The organism is Pseudomonas sp. SIMBA_041, from assembly GCF_046535095.1.
GTDB classification, from domain to species: Bacteria; Pseudomonadota; Gammaproteobacteria; order Pseudomonadales; family Pseudomonadaceae; genus Aquipseudomonas; species Aquipseudomonas mucoides.
In genome coordinates this window covers 1-261 of the sequence record NZ_JAWRXJ010000494.1, presented here as the reverse complement: position 1 = coordinate 261, position 261 = coordinate 1, and the positions used below count along the sequence as shown (strand labels likewise).

Below are 261 nucleotides of genomic sequence, written 5' to 3'. Positions count from 1 at the left end.
CTGTTGCTTGGCAATTTTTTAGCTTGAATGTTGTGAAAGTACCTAAATTATCTCCCGGCATACCAGTTGCCACGTTCGCAGGTACTTTAGTAACGCCTGACAAAGTAGCTTCACAAGTATTATTTTCGCTATTCACACTAATCTCACCTGCAGGAGGGTTTGCGAATGTTTGAGAAACTCCTTGCCCCTTACTATTAGTAGTTATCGTATACTCTATTTCTCCAACACTGACTATAACATTTGAGCTTGGATTAGCACCTA

At 40.2% G+C, this 261-nt stretch carries 1 protein-coding gene; it reads right to left on the bottom strand.

Annotated features, from left to right (window positions below; translation table 11 throughout):
* A partial coding sequence (locus tag SB725_RS32065) for a hypothetical protein (RefSeq protein ID WP_410923509.1) occupies nucleotides 1-261 on the bottom strand: 261 nt, incomplete at both ends.